Genomic DNA, 15,000 nt, shown 5'->3' with positions numbered 1-15,000 from the left:
GAGAGATAGCACCACGTAACACATGATATACACCTTGATACTCTTTCATCTTTTCCATCGCGATTACATCTTTCGGTTCTTGCACGACACAAACAACTGATTGATCTCGATGTGAATCGTTACAAATATAACAAGGATCACGATCAGTAATATGCCCGCACACAGAACAATATGCTAAGTCTCGCTTCGCATTTACAAGTGCTTTTGCAAAACCTAACACATCATCTTCTTTCATATCTAATACGAAAAACGCCAATCGAACCGCTGTTTTCGGTCCGATTCCTGGCAATTTCATAAAACTATCAATTAGTTTTGATATTGGTTCTGGATAATGCATATATCAATATCCTCCTAGAACATTCCACCCGGTAAGTTTAAGCCTTTTGTAAATTTACCCATTGTAGAGTTTGAAAGTTCATCAGCTTTCTTAAGTGCATCGTTTGTTGCAGCTAACACTAAGTCTTGTAACATTTCGATATCTTCTGGATCTACAACTTCTTCTTTCACTTTTACTTCAAGAATTTGCTTATGACCATTTGCAATAACTGTGATCATACCGCCGCCAGCTGTACCTTCAACTGTTTTTTCGCCAAGTTCTTCTTGCGCCTTTGCCATTTCCTTCTGCATCTTTTGCATTTGTTTCATCATGTTATTCATATTTCCCATTCCGCCACGCATCATAATTAATTCCTCCTAATTATTATTACTCTTTTATTTCAATGAGTTCTTGCCCTACTAATTTTACAGCCTCTTCTATGAGAGGATCTTCTTTTTTCTCTGGGCTTTCTTCAGAACTTCCACCTTCACGCTGTAAAAAATCTTCACGGATTTTACCCCATTCACTTTTTGGAATGGCAATCATATTTAATCTTTTACTTAGCAATTCAAATAAAGTTTGTTCCACTGTATCCATAGCCTCTCGATTTTCGCTTGCCATTTTACAGTGAATCTCATATTGGAACGCTAAAACGTAAGTATCATCTGAAGCCGCTACCGGTTCGCTATTTTCTAATAAAACAGCAAACGCTACTTTGTTGTATGCTTTGAGTCTTCCTAACAACTCTCCCCATACAGCTTTTAATTGTTCTAAATCTTGACGCTTCGCTTGCTTTAATACTTCATTTACGCGTCCGACAGGTATCTTCATACTTCCTGTCCGTACTGGCTTTGGTGCTGCACGCGTCTCTCTGACTTCCTGCTGCACACCGGCCGGCACACCATTCTTTTTGACTTGTTCTAACTCTTTCTCTAATTGCTGCATCCTGTTCATAATTGCTTGTAAACGATCTGCACCATTTGCTTGCATCATAAACTGTTGACACAGTTGTACCATAACAACTTCTAAGAAAATTCGCGGATGATTTGTCCACTTCATTTCCTGTTGTGCTTTACTAAGAGTATGAATGATCTCATAGATTACTTCCGGCTGCATTTCTTCACTTAACGTCCGGAATTGCTCATCAACCATTACTCGTTCCAACATATGTTCCAATTGTGGTGAAGTTTGATATAAAAGCATATCACGATAATAGTAAATGAAATCCTCCATAAAGCGAACTGGATCTTTCCCTTTACCCATCATCTCATCTATGATACGTAATGCTCTTGATACATCATTTTCACGTATACATTCTACTAAGTTGCCTAAGTATTGCTGAGAAACAGACCCTGTTACAGCTAATACATCTTCTGTCGTAACAGTCTCATCACTATAAGATATTGCCTGATCAATAAGACTAAGCGCATCACGCATACCACCTTCAGCGGCACGTGCAACAATTTGTAATGCCTCATCTTCTACTTGCGTACCTTCATTGTTCACAACTGTCGATAATCTCTCAACAATATCATTTACTGATATCTTTCGAAATTCGAAACGTTGGCAACGCGAAATAATTGTAGGCGGTATCTTATGTGGTTCTGTTGTCGCCAAAATAAAGATAACATGTCCTGGCGGTTCTTCTAACGTTTTTAAAAGCGCATTGAAGGCACCCATGGAAAGCATGTGAACTTCATCAATAATGTATACTTTATATTCTACAGCACTTGGAGCATATTTTACTTTATCTCTAATATCTCGAATTTCATCTACACCGTTATTTGAAGCCGCATCAATTTCTAATACATCTGAAATAGATCCTTGTGTAATCCCCAAACAAGAAGGACATTCATTACAAGGTTCAGCTACCGGAGCATGTTCACAGTTAATTGCTTTTGCAAACACTTTTGCAATTGTCGTTTTTCCTGTTCCTCTCGGCCCAGAAAATAAATAAGCATGTGAAACTTTCTCTTGAAGAAGGGCATTTTGCAACGTTTTTGTCACGTGCTTTTGACCGACTACATCTTCAAACTTTTGCGGTCTCCATGTTCGGTATAACGCTTGGTATGACACGAAAATACGGCCTCCCTCAAAGGTTATTATCTCATTTATTATAACCCATTCTGTTTATAGATTCCAAAAGTTATTTTCTATACAAAAAACCCACCTTAGTATTAAGGTGAGTTTTGTATACATATATAACTGCCGTGCACCTTCTGTCGATTACGTACCATAAGCGTTACTTAAGCAGTTAGCTCGGTTCAGGCACTCCTGCGGCACACGAGAAGACCCGCTTATTGCTGCTTCCTTCCGGACCTGACAAGGTTCACGGGGTCCCGTTGCGCAGGACCCAAACGTCAACACCACTTACTTAAGGCAGGCCTTACAGCAACATAACCTCGAGAAGGGATTCGGCCTCGCTAGAGCGGATTGCGAGTATAGGGCACCGCTACCTCCCCGCTTAGCACGGCAAAGTTAAAACCAATATTCGGTTGCCTTCATTAAAGGCACTATCAGTATAACTTGTTTTTTTATAAAATGCAAATACGTTAATTCTCTTTACTTTTCTCTAATTTCTTAATCGCTTTTCTTTTTTTACGAAGCGCTCTAAAAAAGTTCGTTAACAGCGTACCGCACTCTTCTTCTAATACACCAGCTACTACTTCACATTGATGATTAAAGCGTTCATCCGTTAACAGATTCATCAATGTCCCTGCACATCCACCTTTCGGATCACTCGCACCATATACAACTCGCTTTACTCGTGATAAAACAATTCCACCCGCACACATCGGGCAAGGCTCTAATGTTACATATAACGTCGCATCTTCTAAACGCCATGTCCCTAATTTTTTGCACGCCTCATCAATAGCTAACAACTCAGCGTGAGCTATCGATCTTTGCTCAGTCTCCCTTAAATTATGAGCAACACTAATTACTTCACCATCCAACACTATAACTGCCCCAATCGGTACTTCTTGTATTGCCTCTGCTTTTTTAGCCTCTTCTATTGCTAACTGCATAAAATGAATATCTTGATCACGTTCCATAACATAGTCCTTTCATTACAAATAAAGTACACTTATTTCCATTTACTACACATGGGATAACTTTTATAAATTCAATCCACCCTAAGAAAAAAAGAGAGGGGATTACATATGAAGAATACTGCCTTACTCATTATCGATATGATTAATGACTTTCAATTTTCACACGGGCCTATCCTAGCCAAAAAATGCGAAATTATAACCAATCCTATTTTACAATTAAAGAAAACAATGAAATCCTTCGGTTGCCCCATCATTTATATTAATGACCATTATCAACTTTGGAGGTCTGATATTGACCAATTGATTACTCATTGTACAAATGAGTATAGTAAAAATATCATTCATAAGATCGCTCCAAATGCTGATGATTACATTTTTATTAAACCACATTACTCTGCTTTTTATGAAACACCTTTAAATTCTTTATTAGGCTATTTAAAAATAGAAAATCTAATATTAACAGGTGTCGCCGGGAATATATGTATCCTCTTTACAGCTAACGATGCTCATATGAGGAATTATACATTGTATGTACCACAGGACTGTATTGCATCTAATGATGATCAGGATAACCTGCATGCTTTAAAAATAATGGAAGCCACATTAAAAGCAAATATAGTACCGTCGTTTCAAATAAAATTTAATTAATACATATATCTATTTTCCAACTTTTTATATCAAATTAACCCGCTCGCTTCCCTCTTGTGCTACAATAATTCTGTTTTGTGTTTTTAGTAGTCACGGTAAATCACTGATTGAAAGGAGGAAACAGCGTGACCGGAGTACCATTTATCACGGTTGAAGGACCAATTGGTGTTGGAAAAACTTCACTTGCGAAGGAAATTTCAACTCACATGCAACTCCACTTACTGAAAGAGATTGTTGATGAAAACCCCTTTTTAGGAAAGTTCTATGAAGACATCGACGAATGGAGTTTTCAAACAGAGATGTTCTTTCTTTGTAATAGATACAAACAATTAGAAGATATTAACATAAAGTATTTGAATCAAAGGAAGCCAGTAGTAGCGGATTATCATATATTCAAAAATGTAATTTTTGCATCCCGTACATTAAAAGATTCTCAATACGACAAGTACATGCAAATCTATCGTATCCTTACACAAGATATGCCAGTTCCAAACGTTATCGTTTATTTAACAGCTAGCCTAGAAACATTACAAAAGCGAATTGCAATGCGCGGAAGAGAATTCGAAAAAAATATGGATCCAAATTACTTACTACAGCTCACAAAAGATTATGAAACAGCAATGGATGCTTTTAAAAAGGACCATCCAGATATCCCAGTATTGAAATTTAACGGAGACGATATGGATTTTGTAAAAAATCCTGATGATTTAAACGTCATCCTATCTGCCCTTCAAAATACTCTCTTAAAGGAGTCGAAATAATAATGAATTTAAGGCAAAAATATGATATACCAAATGACGCAGTAATCACTATCGCTGGAACAGTAGGTGTCGGTAAATCCACTATGACAACTGCATTGGCTAACGCTTTAGGGTATCGCACATCATTTGAAAAGGTAGATTCTAATCCGTATTTGGACAAGTTCTATGCTGATTTCACACGCTGGAGCTTTCACTTACAAGTGTATTTTTTAGCAGAACGATTTAAAGAACAAAAAAGAATTTTTGAATACGGTGGCGGTTTTGTTCAAGATCGCTCTATCTATGAAGACACTGGCATTTTTGCAAAAATGCATCACGAAAAAGGTACAATGACGGAAACTGATTATGAAACATATAAAGGTTTATTTGACGCTATGGTCATGACTCCTTACTTCCCACATCCAGATTTATTAATTTACTTAGAAGGTTCTTTCGATGATATTGTTGATCGTATCCAAGAACGTGGACGTCCGATGGAACAGCAAACACCAATCGAGTATTGGAAAGAGATGCATGGGCGTTATGAAAACTGGATTAACAACTTCAATTCATGCCCTGTTTTACGATTAAACATTAATGAATACGATATTTTAAAAGATGGCGATTCCATTGAACCAATCATAAAAAAAATCGGTCATTTTTTAAAACAAACACGTAAACTTGTAAAATAAAAAACCCGTGCATATGCACGGGTTTTTCTATTAAATTACTTTTTCTTTGTTGGAGCAATAATTTCACTCTCAGGTTTTCCAGCGTTAATACGCTGACGAACAGTACTTGTACTAATATCGTACGCCTCAGCAATCTCTTTAACAGTCATTTCTTTCCCGTTAATTACTGCTGTTAATACTTTACCTGTACGTTTTGGAGCTGCTTCTTTCTTTACAGCTTCTTTTTTAACTTTTTTTGGTGCCTCTACTTTTGTTGCAGTTTGCTTTACATCACAAGTGCAGCCACAAAGTTTACGGAATGTATCATCGCTAATAATGCGTGATACATTTGCACCACTGTTTAAAATTCTATTGTTCTTACAGACAGGACATTGTACATAATATAAAGTTTTTCCATCTAAAGGAAACGTTTGTATAATAAGATCCATGTTGACTCCTTTCATATCTATGAAGATAATCATCGGAATATGAGTGTGTAATAAGGACAAAATCGCCTTACACCATACTTTATGATTGGTTTTAAAATAAAAACTCGTTACGTGTGGTAACGAGTTCTCCAATCTCCACTTATATGCGCTGTTGTCAATTATATCTGGAGGAGGTAGAGGGATTCGAACCCCCGCGCGACTCTCGCCGCCTGTCGGTTTTCAAGACCGATCCCTTCAGCCAGACTTGGGTATACCTCCATATTGACATCAAATATAATATCAAAAGAAAAACAGTTAGTCAACCCTACTAAAATAAATTATGAGGAAAGGAAAATTTTACTTTTCCTCTCCTACATTATAGTACTGACAACGCTCATAATTACCAATCACTCATACCGATGAATGTTTATAAATTTACTTAATAACTGTTTTTCCTCCCATATAAGGGCGAAGAACTTCTGGAATTATAATTGTACCATCTTCTTGTTGGTAGTTCTCTAAAATAGCTGCCACCGTACGTCCAATTGCAAGACCAGATCCATTTAATGTATGAACATGTTCTGGTTTGCCGTTTGGCTCACGACGGAAACGGATATTTGCACGTCTCGCTTGGAAAGCCTCGAAATTACTACAAGAAGAGATTTCACGATATGTGCCATAGCTTGGAATCCATACTTCGATATCGTATTTCTTCGCTGCTGTAAATCCTAAATCGCCTGTGCACATGCTCATAACGCGATATGGCAACTCTAATAATTGTAACACGCGTTCTGCATCATTTGTTAGTTTTTCTAACTCTTCATAAGAATCTTCTGGTTTTACGAACTTCACAAGCTCTACTTTATTGAACTGGTGCTGACGAATTAAACCACGTGTATCACGGCCAGCTGAACCTGCTTCAGAACGGAAACAAGAGCTAAACGCAGCATATCTTATAGGCAATTGTTCTTTATTTAAGATCTCATCACGGTGCATATTTGTTACAGGTACTTCAGCTGTTGGAATTAAGAAGTAGTCTTCACTTTCAATACGGAATGCATCTTCTTCAAACTTCGGAAGTTGTCCTGTCCCTGTCATGCTTGCACGGTTTACCATATACGGAGGTAATACTTCTTCATATCCATGCTCATCAGTATGAAGATCAAGCATAAAACTAATTAAAGCACGCTCTAATCTTGCGCCAGCACCTTTGTAGAATACGAAGCGGCTTCCTGTTACTTTTCCAGCACGTTCAAAATCTAGAATTCCTAAATCTGTAGCAAGATCCCAATGTGGTTTTGGTTCAAAAGCAAATTCCTTCACTTCTCCCCAAGTGCGAGCTACTACATTATCATCCTCTGTTTCACCAACTGGAGCAGATTCGTGCGGAATATTTGGAATAGATAGCATCAATCTTTCTAGATCTTCTTCAACTGTACGAAGTTCGTTATCAAGATCTTTTACTTTTTCTCCAACTTCACGCATTTCTAAAATTAGAGCTTCTGCATCTTTCTTTTCGCGCTTCAATACAGAGATTTGTTGAGATACTTCGTTACGTTTACTTTTTAGTTCCTCTGTTTGAACAAGTAGTTCTCTTCTTCTCGTATCTAATTCTTCAAAGCGACCAAAATCAGTTAAATCTTCGCCTCTATGCTGTAACTTAGCTTTTACTTCTTCAAAATTTGTACGTAAAAATTTAATATCAAGCATTATATACTCCTCCTTTTATTTTATAAAACACAAAAAACTCCCGTCCCTATATAAAGGGACGGGAGTTAACCCGCGTTGCCACCCTAGTTGAAAGCATTACCGCTTTCCTCTCAAGTAGAAATAACGGCTCTTCACCGGGAATGTTTACTAATCATAAAGATATTCCACATTCCATTCCAGGATGGATTCACAAACTGTTTCTATCGATTTCCACCAACCATCGACTCTCTATAAGAAACGACATTTGTTACTACTTCCTATCAACACGCTTATTTTATAAAATTGTTACCATCAATTTACTATAATCTTATACAAGTTGCAAGTTACTTATACAACTTTTTTCATTTTCGCTTCTTTTACCATTTCTACAAAGTATGCTGTTACACGATGGTCATCTGTTAATTCCGGATGGAAAGAAGCAGCTAAAAACGGCCCTTGCCTTACCGCTACCATGCGATCGCCATGTGTAGAAAGTACCTCAACATCATCCGCTACATTTACAACATACGGGGCACGAATAAATACGCCAACAAAATCTTCTCCCACACCTTTAATAGAAAGTGCAGCTTCAAAGCTATCTTTTTGACGTCCAAACGCATTGCGCTCAACTGTAATATCCATAGCACCAATATGTGCTTCGTCATAGCCAATAAGTGTTTTTGCGAGAAGAATCATTCCTGCACATGTACCAAACATTGGTTTACCAGACTTCGCAAATGTACGAAGCGGTTCCATGAAAGCATACTTATCAATAAGACGGCGCATAGTTGTACTTTCACCGCCTGGTAAAATAAGACCATCAATATCTTCAAGTTGTTCTATACGCTTTACAACAACAGCTTCTGCACCACTTGCTTCAACTGATTTTACATGTTCACGAACTGCACCTTGAAGACCTAGTACACCGATTTTCACCATTTTAAAGTTCTCCTTCAATTACCATCCACGCTCTTGCATGCGTTGCTCTGGTAGTAACGTTGAAATTTCAATACCTTTCATCGCATTACCTAGTCCTTTAGAAAGGCTTGCAATTAACTCGTAATCCTCATAATGAGTTGTCGCTTCAACGATTGCACGTGCAAATTTCGCTGGATTCTCTGATTTAAAGATACCAGATCCAACAAATACACCATCCGCACCAAGTTGCATCATTAACGCTGCATCTGCTGGTGTTGCTACACCACCTGCTGCAAAGTTTACAACCGGCAAACGACCAAGGCGTTTAATTTCAAGTAGTACTTCATAAGGAGCACCAGTATTTTTTGCATATGTCATTAACTCATCTTCACGTAGACTTGCAACTTGACGGATTTCTGCATTGACTTGACGCATATGACGCACTGCCTCTACAATGTTTCCTGTTCCTGGTTCGCCTTTTGTACGAAGCATAGATGCACCTTCTGCAATACGACGTGCAGCTTCTCCGATATCACGGCAACCACATACAAATGGAACTGTGTAATCACGTTTATTTAAATGGTATACTTCATCGGCTGGAGTTAATACTTCACTCTCATCGATATAGTCTACCCCTAATGATTCTAATACACGTGCTTCTACAAGGTGACCGATACGGCATTTTGCCATAACCGGAATTGACACTGCACCCATAACTTCTTCAACGATTGTTGGGTCTGCCATACGAGAAACGCCACCTGCTGCACGAATATCTGCTGGTACACGCTCTAATGCCATAACGGCAACTGCGCCTGCCTCTTCTGCAATTTTTGCTTGTTCAGCGTTAATTACGTCCATAATAACGCCGCCTTTTTGCATTTCTGCCATTCCACGTTTTACACGTTCTGTCCCTGTTACATTTGTCATGTTACAAAAACCCCCCTAGGTGAATTGCTTTTCCCCGTTAAAGGCGAAAATTAAGAATACTCTTACATTCTACCACTAACTATCAGATGCTTGTCTACTACTTTTTCATAAAGTCGGTATGAAAAATAGGAATAAGAAAAAGCCCCTACAATGAGGAGCTTTTAAAACCAACCTTTTACTGTATCAACAGCACTATTCCATATACCACTAAAGAAAGAACCAATTCCGCGCATAGCACGAGTAAACCAGTTTGCTTCTTCTACTTCAGATGTTGTTACAAGATCCACTTGTAACGACTTACCAGTTAAAAATCCAGGGTCGTTTGCATCTTTTGGCGTAATTACCATTTGACCAAGCGCAGCTCCCTTTTTAATAGGTGCTTCTTGTCCCTTACTTGATTCTTTTAATTCTGTTTTATAAACATCTTTACTTCCTTTTGGTACTGGAAGTGAAATGGCTTGTTTCGTTTGAACTGCTACATCTTTGTCTTTCGCATTTTCTACTCGTACTGTTTCTTGTCCTTTTACTGAAGAACCTTTTTTATACATTTGTTTCATTTCAAAGTTAGCAAATCCATAATCATATAGCTTCTTTGTTTCATCAAAACGTGCTGTATGAGAACTTGTTTTAATCACTACAGAAATAAAACGCATACCGTTTCTTTCAACCGTACCAGTGAAGCAATCTCCCGCTTCTGGAGTTGAGCCTGTTTTTAGGCCATCTACGCCATCATATTCTTTAACTAAGCCCTTTAACATCCAGTTCCAGTTCGACATTGCAAACTTCTCTTTTTCTGGACGGAATTCTTTTTTCGGGATTTTTGCTGTATCTAACACTTTTGGATAATCTTTAATTAAATGTTGTGCTAAAGTTGCAACATCCTTTGCAGACATTTTATTTTCTTCATCCGCTGTTGTTCCTTCTGGATGCATTCCCTTTAAATCTTTATTCGTTAAACCTGTAGAATTGACAAATTTATAATTTTTCAACCCTAGTTCTTTCGATTTATCATTCATCATTTTTACGAAATCTACTTCTTTACCTGCAATTGCTTCTGCTAATGCAATCGTTGCACCATTTGCAGAGAAGATTGCCATTGCCTCGTATAACTCTTTTACTGTATAAGAGCCACCATTTTCTAATGCCACATTTGATAATGAAGCATCCTGTGAAACTTTATACGCATATTCAGAAACCTTAATTTTCTGATCCCACTTAAGCTTTCCTTTATCCACTGCTTCGTGAACTAAATACTCACTCATCATCTTCGTCATACTAGCAATGGATAATAATTCATCAGCATTCTTTTGATATACAATTTTTCCAGAATTCGCTTCTACTAAAATTGCCGCACCCGCTTCAATATTTAAAGCAGTTCCTGTTTCAGCTGATGCATTGCTATATGGTAACAACATACTACAAGCTAGTGTAAGCATTGTTACTAGTGCAATGAATCTTTTGCAAAACATACCTTTCACTTTTGCTACCCCCAATATCTATGTACTCACATAACCGTTATTCTAACATAATCAAAAAAAAATAGACAGAGATATAAAATCTCCGTCTATTTATATATAAGACATTATAATGAGTAGTTTGGAGCCTCTTTTGTAATTTGTACATGATGAGGATGACTTTCAAGTAAACCAGCACCTGACATACGAACAAATTGTGCATTCTCACGTAAGAATTCTAAATCTTGTGCTCCGCAATATCCCATACCTGCACGTAATCCACCAACTAATTGATGAACCGTATCTGCTAAAGGTCCTTTATATGGTACTCGTCCTTCAATACCTTCTGGAACAAGTTTTTTATTTCCTTCTTGGAAATAACGATCTTTACTTCCTTTTTCCATCGCTCCGACAGAACCCATACCACGATATACTTTAAATTGGCGACCTTGATAAATTTCAGTTTCACCAGGACTTTCAGCAACACCAGCAAACATACTACCTAGCATAACAACATGTGCTCCTGCTGCTAAAGCTTTAACCATATCACCAGAGTACTTAATACCACCGTCAGCAATAACTGGGATACCGTGTTTACGAGCTTCTGTTGCACAATCATAAACCGCTGTTAATTGTGGTACACCAACCCCAGCTACAACACGTGTTGTACAGATAGAGCCTGGTCCAATACCAACTTTAACTACGTTTGCCCCTGCTTCAATTAATGCTCTTGTTGCTTCAGCAGTAGCAACATTTCCAGCGATAATATTTAATGATGGATACTTTGCACGAACTTCTTTTACTTTATCAATAACGCCTTGAGAATGTCCATGGGCTGTATCAAGTACGATTGCATCTACGCTAGCTTTTACTAATGCGTCAATGCGAGTCATAGCATCAGCCGTTACACCAACTGCTGCTCCAACTAATAAGCGCCCTTGCTTATCCTTCGCAGAATTTGGGAATTCAATTACTTTTTCAATATCTTTTATTGTAATAAGCCCTTGTAATACACCGTTGTTATCAACAAGAGGGAGTTTTTCAATTTTATACTTTTGTAGGATCTTTTCAGCCTCATCTAGCGTTGTACCAACTGGAGCTGTAATTAGCTGTTCTTTTGTCATTACGTCGGAAATTTTGATTGAGTAATCTTGGATAAAACGCATATCACGGTTTGTAATAATACCAACTAATTTTCGCTCGTCTAAATTATTTACAACCGGTACACCTGAGATACGATATTTCCCCATAAGGTGCTCTGCATCATACACTTGATGTTCTGGAGTTAAAAAGAAAGGATCTGAAATAACACCACTTTCAGAACGTTTTACTTTATCAACCTGCTCGGCTTGTTGTTCAATAGACATATTTTTATGAATAATTCCTAAACCGCCTTGACGAGCCATTGCAATAGCCATATCCGCTTCTGTTACTGTATCCATTCCTGCACTAATTAACGGGATGTTTAACTGTAAGCTTTCAGATAAAACTGTTTTAACACTTACTTCTCTTGGTAGTACATCTGACTTTGCTGGTACAAGTAATACGTCATCAAAAGTCAAACCTTCTTTAACAAATTTAGATTCCCACATAATTGTTCCCCCCATGATACCAGAAATTATTATTAGTAGCTTATCAATTGGTTAAAATACTGTCAAGGACGTATATATATGTTAGAATTTTTAGACAATAAAAGGAGCGTAATATATGCATCAAACACATTGTACTTGGCAGCAATTAAGTTTCTTCTTTTCATCTCAAAATGTACAACGTTATCTTGCCCGTTGTTATGAAAAATCCTCCATACAAAATGCTGAAAAAAAAAGTTTTGAAAATTGTTATCCCTTTATTTATTACTTAGAACATGGGAAAAATTATTATGAATTATATAAGGTAGCTCCCTTTTCAATTCAGCCAATGTTATTGTTTTATGGAATGAGCCAACTTTTTAAAGCATGCTTATTAACTATTGATCCGAACTATCCTGAATCCACTACTGTTTTAGCTCATGGTGTTACGACTCGTAAGCGGAAAAAACAGGGATATCAATTTTTAGAAGATGAGGTAAAGGTACAAAAAAATGGATTATTTACTCATGTTGCAGAACAGCTGTTTCACATGAAACACTTAGAATCAGAGAAGTTTAACATGTTGGATTTAATGGGGAATATTCCTGAATTACAAAACTTATTTCGCTATAGTCAACGAGGTGCCACTTTGTATAAAATTGATTCAACAAATGCAAATGAACTTTCCTTTTCAGTCAATATATTAGATCGACTTCATATGACTTCAGAAAGATTTTCACGTTATATTGAATCAATTTGTAAGCACTTATCCGTGCAACATGTTACTGGGAAAACGAGCGCCTCCAATTTGCTTTTTACAGCTCCTATTCAATCGTGGAATCCTATATATAGTACGCCTTTATACTACGAATATCTCGCTGATACTTATTACTTACCACTTACAACTGACCCTAGAAATCCTAAACCCGTATTACCTGAACTTCTTGTTCACTATTTATTGCTCTACAATTTAAGTATGATTTCTAGATACGAAACAGATTGGTGGTATGATTTACTTGGAAGCTATGGCTCTGAAGATTACCCATTTATTTATCAATTTCTTACTATTTCTGCTCAAAAAATTCCTTACTATATTTCGAATTTTTTACTAGCAGAACCGAACCTATTTCATGGGAAATAAAAAAACACAAGTCAAAAGACTTGTGTTTTTAGTTGCTTGGCGACGTCCTACTCTCACAGGGACAAGGTCCCAACTACCATCGGCGCTAGAGAGCTTAACTTCCGTGTTCGGTATGGGAACGGGTGTGACCTCTCTGCCATCATCACCAAACTATGAAGGCATATTCCTTCAAAACTAGATAACATTTGCTACATATTATATGGTTAAGTCCTCGATCTATTAGTATTCGTCAGCTCCACATGTCACCATGCTTCCACCTCGAACCTATCAACCTGATCATCTTTCAGGGATCTTACTAGCTTACGCTATGGGAAATCTCATCTTGAGGGGGGCTTCATGCTTAGATGCTTTCAGCACTTATCCCTTCCGCACATAGCTACCCAGCTATGCCCTTGGCAGAACAACTGGTACACCAGCGGTGCGTCCATCCCGGTCCTCTCGTACTAAGGACAGCTCCTCTCAAATTTCCTACGCCCACGACGGATAGGGACCGAACTGTCTCACGACGTTCTGAACCCAGCTCGCGTACCGCTTTAATGGGCGAACAGCCCAACCCTTGGGACCGACTACAGCCCCAGGATGCGATGAGCCGACATCGAGGTGCCAAACCTCCCCGTCGATGTGGACTCTTGGGGGAGATAAGCCTGTTATCCCCGGGGTAGCTTTTATCCGTTGAGCGATGGCCCTTCCATGCGGAACCACCGGATCACTAAGCCCGACTTTCGTCCCTGCTCGACTTGTAGGTCTCGCAGTCAAGCTCCCTTATGCCTTTGCACTCTACGAATGATTTCCAACCATTCTGAGGGAACCTTTGGGCGCCTCCGTTACACTTTAGGAGGCGACCGCCCCAGTCAAACTGCCCACCTGACACTGTCTCCCGGGTCGATAAGACCCGTAGGTTAGAATTTCAATACAGTCAGGGCGGTATCCCACCAGCGCCTCCACCGAAGCTAGCGCTCCGGTTTCAAAGGCTCCCGCCTATCCTGTACAAACTGTACCAAAATTCAATATCAGGCTACAGTAAAGCTCCACGGGGTCTTTCCGTCCTGTCGCGGGTAACCTGCATCTTCACAGGTACTATAATTTCACCGAGTCTCTGGTTGAGACAGTGCCCAAATCGTTACACCTTTCGTGCGGGTCGGAACTTACCCGACAAGGAATTTCGCTACCTTAGGACCGTTATAGTTACGGCCGCCGTTTACTGGGGCTTCAGTTCAGAGCTTCGCTTACGCTAACCCCTCTCCTTAACCTTCCAGCACCGGGCAGGTGTCACCCCCTATACTTCGCCTTACGGCTTCGCAGAGAGCTGTGTTTTTGCTAAACAGTCGCTTGGGCCTATTCACTGCGGCTTTCCGTTAAGAAAGCACCCCTTCTCCCGAAGTTACGGGGTCATTTTGCCGAGTTCCTTAACCAGAGTTCTCTCGCACACCTTAGGATTCTCTCCTCG

The 15,000-nt window shown here is 38.7% G+C and carries 14 protein-coding genes, 1 tRNA gene, 2 rRNA genes, 1 other RNA gene and 1 other annotated feature (2 of these 19 running past the window's edge); of the genes, 4 read left to right on the top strand and 14 right to left on the bottom strand.

What is annotated here, in order from left to right; translation table 11 throughout:
• From recR to tadA, 5 genes are all read right to left on the bottom strand, one after another.
• Nucleotides 1–337, bottom strand: the 5' portion of a protein-coding gene (gene recR / locus PSR14_RS00135; RefSeq protein WP_000559169.1) for a recombination protein RecR. Its footprint begins 260 nt before the window's first position; 337 of the gene's 597 nt are visible here — the first part of the coding sequence; the start codon lies at nucleotides 335–337; the stop codon falls past the left edge of the window.
• A gap of 14 nt (nucleotides 338–351) precedes the next feature.
• The gene (locus tag PSR14_RS00130) at nucleotides 352–678 is read right to left on the bottom strand and encodes a YbaB/EbfC family nucleoid-associated protein (RefSeq protein WP_001996460.1); all 327 of its coding nucleotides are present in this window, start codon (nucleotides 676–678) and stop codon (nucleotides 352–354) included.
• Nucleotides 679–703: 25 nt separating this feature from the next.
• Entirely contained in the window at nucleotides 704–2,392 is a 1,689-nt protein-coding gene (gene dnaX, locus PSR14_RS00125) for a DNA polymerase III subunit gamma/tau (protein WP_000121557.1), read from the bottom strand.
• Between the two features lie 132 nt (nucleotides 2,393–2,524).
• Nucleotides 2,525–2,789, bottom strand: an RNA gene (gene ffs / locus PSR14_RS00120) — signal recognition particle sRNA large type.
• Nucleotides 2,790–2,868: 79 nt separating this feature from the next.
• A complete protein-coding gene (gene tadA, locus PSR14_RS00115; RefSeq protein WP_000439008.1) occupies nucleotides 2,869–3,369 on the bottom strand; it encodes a tRNA adenosine(34) deaminase TadA in 501 nt (166 codons plus the stop codon).
• Nucleotides 3,370–3,477: 108 nt separating this feature from the next.
• Between tadA and PSR14_RS00110 the strand changes: the two genes are divergently transcribed.
• The 3 genes from PSR14_RS00110 (at nucleotide 3,478) to PSR14_RS00100 (ending at nucleotide 5,449) form a co-directional block, all read left to right on the top strand.
• Nucleotides 3,478–4,017: an isochorismatase family cysteine hydrolase gene (locus tag PSR14_RS00110; RefSeq protein WP_000798715.1), complete on the top strand. Its 540-nt coding sequence runs from the start codon at nucleotides 3,478–3,480 to the stop codon at nucleotides 4,015–4,017.
• A 125-nt stretch (nucleotides 4,018–4,142) separates the two neighbouring features.
• Complete coding sequence (locus PSR14_RS00105; RefSeq protein WP_000148224.1) at nucleotides 4,143–4,778, top strand: deoxynucleoside kinase; 636 nt, start codon at nucleotides 4,143–4,145, stop codon at nucleotides 4,776–4,778.
• Nucleotides 4,779–4,780: 2 nt separating this feature from the next.
• Nucleotides 4,781–5,449 carry a deoxynucleoside kinase gene (locus PSR14_RS00100; RefSeq protein WP_001053585.1) on the top strand — a complete coding sequence of 223 codons (669 nt, stop codon included), beginning with the start codon at nucleotides 4,781–4,783 and terminating at the stop codon, nucleotides 5,447–5,449.
• 35 nt (nucleotides 5,450–5,484) lie between these two features.
• On the opposite strand, the gene PSR14_RS00095 is transcribed toward PSR14_RS00100, so the two are convergent.
• The 7 genes from PSR14_RS00095 to guaB all read right to left on the bottom strand — a co-directional run bounded on the left by PSR14_RS00095 (nucleotide 5,485) and on the right by guaB (nucleotide 12,436).
• A complete protein-coding gene (locus PSR14_RS00095; protein ID WP_000364200.1) occupies nucleotides 5,485–5,877 on the bottom strand; it encodes a DUF3797 domain-containing protein in 393 nt (130 codons plus the stop codon).
• 165 nt (nucleotides 5,878–6,042) lie between these two features.
• Nucleotides 6,043–6,135 (bottom strand) — tRNA-Ser (locus PSR14_RS00090).
• Nucleotides 6,136–6,291: 156 nt separating this feature from the next.
• Nucleotides 6,292–7,566 (bottom strand): serine--tRNA ligase, encoded by a 1,275-nt coding sequence (serS, locus tag PSR14_RS00085; RefSeq protein ID WP_000884181.1) that lies wholly within the window; start codon nucleotides 7,564–7,566, stop codon nucleotides 6,292–6,294.
• A gap of 51 nt (nucleotides 7,567–7,617) precedes the next feature.
• Nucleotides 7,618–7,839: a binding site (T-box leader), on the bottom strand.
• 54 nt (nucleotides 7,840–7,893) lie between these two features.
• On the bottom strand, nucleotides 7,894–8,484 hold the full coding sequence (gene pdxT / locus PSR14_RS00080; protein ID WP_000238777.1) for a pyridoxal 5'-phosphate synthase glutaminase subunit PdxT: 591 nt from the start codon (nucleotides 8,482–8,484) through the stop codon (nucleotides 7,894–7,896).
• 18 nt (nucleotides 8,485–8,502) lie between these two features.
• Nucleotides 8,503–9,390 (bottom strand): pyridoxal 5'-phosphate synthase lyase subunit PdxS, encoded by an 888-nt coding sequence (gene pdxS / locus PSR14_RS00075; RefSeq protein WP_000186156.1) that lies wholly within the window; start codon nucleotides 9,388–9,390, stop codon nucleotides 8,503–8,505.
• A gap of 161 nt (nucleotides 9,391–9,551) precedes the next feature.
• The gene (dacA, locus tag PSR14_RS00070) at nucleotides 9,552–10,859 is read right to left on the bottom strand and encodes a D-alanyl-D-alanine carboxypeptidase DacA (protein ID WP_130777056.1); all 1,308 of its coding nucleotides are present in this window, start codon (nucleotides 10,857–10,859) and stop codon (nucleotides 9,552–9,554) included.
• A gap of 113 nt (nucleotides 10,860–10,972) precedes the next feature.
• Nucleotides 10,973–12,436, bottom strand: coding sequence for an IMP dehydrogenase (guaB, locus tag PSR14_RS00065; RefSeq protein ID WP_000264079.1), 1,464 nt, complete (start codon nucleotides 12,434–12,436; stop codon nucleotides 10,973–10,975).
• Between the two features lie 115 nt (nucleotides 12,437–12,551).
• On the opposite strand from guaB, the gene PSR14_RS00060 reads away from it, so the two are divergent.
• Nucleotides 12,552–13,553, top strand: a complete 1,002-nt coding sequence (locus PSR14_RS00060) for a YaaC family protein (RefSeq protein WP_000554271.1) — start codon at nucleotides 12,552–12,554, stop codon at nucleotides 13,551–13,553.
• A gap of 34 nt (nucleotides 13,554–13,587) precedes the next feature.
• Here PSR14_RS00060 and rrf read toward each other — a convergent pair.
• A 5S ribosomal RNA gene (gene rrf / locus PSR14_RS00055) occupies nucleotides 13,588–13,703 on the bottom strand.
• A 49-nt stretch (nucleotides 13,704–13,752) separates the two neighbouring features.
• A 23S ribosomal RNA gene (locus PSR14_RS00050) occupies nucleotides 13,753–15,000 on the bottom strand (it continues 1,675 nt past the right edge of the window).

This window comes from Bacillus sp. A01H, assembly GCF_045277205.1.
Classification (GTDB): Bacteria; Bacillota; Bacilli; order Bacillales; family Bacillaceae_G; genus Bacillus_A; species Bacillus_A paranthracis.
This window is presented reverse-complemented; position numbering and strand designations above follow the sequence as displayed.